The organism is Oleiphilus sp. HI0123, assembly GCF_001635315.1.
This window is the reverse complement of record NZ_LWGE01000527.1, coordinates 1-3,405: the sequence shown is the minus strand read 5'-3', so window position 1 is coordinate 3,405 and position 3,405 is coordinate 1. Positions and strand designations below refer to the sequence as shown.

Genomic DNA, 3,405 nt, shown 5'->3' with positions numbered 1-3,405 from the left:
CACTATATCGAGAAAAATCTTCTAGGCACTATAGCGAACATAAATTTCTCAACACTTTAAAACTAGTCACGCAGCAACTCGACCAATTGATTCAAATGCGTCAGAACGTTTACTTATTTGTACAGACATTAGGGTATCTAATTCCAGCCTTCGTCGAAACGGCGCTCCCTCTCAAGTATGAGGTTAACTATAAAAAGGAGATCATTAAGACTGACACCCTAAATGGAAAATCTGCCCATAAAATCGCTTCTAACTGGGGTTATAAACCACTATTCCAGCGGACCAATGCCCCTCGTCACCAGTGCGCATCATCTATTCAAAATTTCTCACACGAAGAAGCAGTTCGCGATGTATGGGTCGGGCACCACATAGACGGATTCGCACCAACATCACCAAACTCGTCAGGTAATCCTCGTTATATATTGGAATCTTTAGACACATTCCGCGAGCAGTTCATTATCAAAAACTCCTTCCAATTACTCAAAAGCGAGAACCTGTATGGCGCTACTTGATGTTCTACAGATTGAGCCTGAGCTAGACGAACCTGGCTTCTGGACTCAACATAAGCTGGATATTTTGTGTTTCCTTAAGAATAGGTGTGGCAATAGCCGACGAATTTCGAAAAAGGACCACAATGCGCTGACACTATTTTTAAATTCAAACCACAAGCCATCTAATGAGCAGATTAAAGACGCAAATTCCGTAATGGCTAGACTTGAAGGCCTTGAATGGAATGTTCGATTTTTGAGTTTAAAACAAAAACGACCACGACCATCAGCCCTGCCAAATACTCCTAGTGAACTTGAATACTATAGCGAGGCAATATGCCTGAGGAATAATTTCTGGGGTGGAGAGTCAACTAAAGAAACGGCCAACAATGAAACGCTTTTATTTGAGATGTTAACAATCGAAGCTTCAATGACACTTGGGTTACCTTCCCAAAAAATAGCCGATGCAATCAGTAACATGCTTGTTAGCCCGAGCAAAGCGTCAGTGCCAGTTTCAATAAGTAGTGACATGGTTTCTAGCCAGAAATGCTCGTTGCCTTGCTCAGCGCGTTTTCGTTTATTGTCGTCACTATTTGTAAACAAATATGGAGCCTTAAGCAATATAGAAGTTATTAAGCGTGTTGCCCTTATCCATAAAGCTAGGAAACTTAACGTAATTTCTAAACACCTTTGTCTAGCAGGCATTGAGCCAATAATCTCTGCACAATTAAGCGAACCAATCCTGCCGGTCAACACGCCACATGATGAGAATGTGTTTCAGTTTACTGCGCCAACAAACGCTGATTACCCTAGAATGTATATACGGCCAGAACGCGAAGTTACCCAATCACAGTTGATGGTGTTCAATTCCGGAGCCCAAGGAGTAACTGAGAACGAGTTCAAACTACCCCTAACAGAAGCAGCCATTAGCACTCTAAAACGCGCTTGGCGAATTATTAAGCAAGGACTGAAAATAAAGGGTGTTTATAAAAGTACGACAGTTAATAAAGACCTATTTTATAAGGCCTTTGCAGACTTAAAAGCCTCATTCATCTATAAGTTGCTTGAAGCTGTTACAAGCTCCAACCCTAACAAGGACGAAAAAAATAAGGCGATTGACTATATTAATTATCTTGAGGCTGAAGCAATCACGCCTATCGATTTGGCATACGCCTGGGCTGAAGAGCAATTGCTTATACGCAAGAACACAGCGGATACGCTCGCATCATATTTCAACCATGTCTTTAACCAGGGTTTCATGCACTACACAGATTGTTTTTCGCTTGCACTATGGGAAGAGGAAGACACAGAAGCCTTCGTTTGTGATTATATTTTATCAAAACGCGCTTCAGTTAATACATCAAATCAGGTTTTGAGTGAATACTCTGCCGTTATTGATTTTGCCCAAGCTAAGCTAAATATTTTAGGTGGTGTCAATCTAAACCACCTGAAAGAAAACGGTGTTGTACTGACTACAAGAACTCGCGTACTGGGGCTTCTCGAATTTGATACGTTCATTACGCAAACCTTCTGTCACGATGATGCTACTGACAAACATAAGGCTCAGCGAGTATGTTTCCTAGAACTTGCCTTTTATGGAGGGTTAAGGAGGCACGAAATAGAAAACCTAACTCCCCGGGATATTGTATATAACGAAAATGAAACGCTCATTTACATACGAAAATCAAAGAGCCCGGCAGGTATTCGCGTGGTGCCATATCACCTGCTCGCCCCACCCTATGCAGTTGCAAGAATTCACGATTTCATTCACACAAAAAGCATTCAACACCTCGATAATGTAAGCAAAGCAAAATCAAGGCTGTCAAAATTTCGTTTCTTTGACGAGTTACTTTTTTCGTTAGGTTCTGCGCCTGGAATTAATAATACTGCCACATTACGAGATGAGTGCATAAAACTTCTTCAAATATACGCGGGACCTGGTGCAGATCTTCACCTACTTCGACATTCTCGCGGTTCTCATCTTTTTCTCTGGTGGTATTCGGCCCGATATACAGACCTAATTCCACAACTGGCTGACGCAAATCATTGGAACTTTAGCCCTGAGGGCTTACGGGCCATTAGAAACTTTTTTATGGAGAACGGAGACGAGCCTTTAAGCTGTATGCATACGACAGCAATGATTCATATCATCAAAACATTCGGTCATTCAGATACGAGTACCTTTTTTAAGGTATACGTGCATTGTTTTGACCTTATTGCTTCGCATGCGCTAAAACGGGCCCACAGCATCGATGACTCATTTTTACTAAAGGGAAAGGTGATCGAAGAGATCTTGCCTAAAGCAAAGTCTAGATCTACTCGCTCCAAGATTAAGGATAAAACTATCACTGGAGTGGCGCGCTATGCATTTGAAGATATAACTAAAGAATAGCTATAGAATCTTTATTAATTCGATCGCTAGCCCTTACGCAAGATTAGAAATCGATTCTCCTGTTTTTATGAAGGGGCTATCTGTTCGTACACACATCAATAACCCAAATCCAATTCTTGATCGAGATCAGAAAGTTCTTTTAACGTATCTAGTCGTTTTCCATGCTCTTCTGAATGAACTACATTAATAGTTCCCAAGACGTCTGATGAGTCTATGATCGTTAACGAACCAGTATAATATAACGTATCGATCCAGATATGATTCCCAGATACAGTTTTGTAATTCGATACATGGCCATGAACAACAGCATCAATGCCTCTTACAATATGCTCTTGACCTACCGAAGCTTGCTCAAACTGTTTCCGACTCCACAACCATTCCTCTTCATCTACGGTCTCTGGGTTCATCACTTGTTGCCAGTCATCTGGCGCTGCAGCATGTATCACTCCAATTCTATACTTATCTGTTTCTACAGTAATCGCGATGCTCATTGTACTTTTAATGAGTTCAGCTAGATCTTCAAGC

2 protein-coding genes and 1 pseudogene are annotated in these 3,405 nt (G+C 41.3%); 2 read left to right on the top strand and 1 reads right to left on the bottom strand.

The genetic code is table 11. The features are described 5' to 3' along the window. Both A3761_RS26975 and A3761_RS04920 read left to right on the top strand, forming a co-directional pair. On the top strand, positions 1-512 hold a 512-nt coding region (locus A3761_RS26975; RefSeq protein WP_197472828.1), incomplete at its 5' end, for a hypothetical protein. Beyond that, positions 499-2,880: a site-specific integrase gene (locus tag A3761_RS04920; protein WP_068739749.1), complete on the top strand. Its 2,382-nt coding sequence runs from the start codon at positions 499-501 to the stop codon at positions 2,878-2,880. The genes A3761_RS26975 and A3761_RS04920, both read left to right, overlap by 14 nt. A 95-nt stretch (positions 2,881-2,975) precedes the next feature. On the opposite strand, the pseudogene A3761_RS26970 reads toward A3761_RS04920, so the two are convergent. Next, positions 2,976-3,405 (bottom strand): annotated as a pseudogene (locus A3761_RS26970) (hypothetical protein); the annotation flags it as partial.

Coding starts and splice junctions, on each gene's coding strand:
- A3761_RS04920 (WP_068739749.1), top strand. CDS start 499: ATGGCGCTACTTGATGTTCTACAGATTGAGCCTGAGCTAGACGAACCT.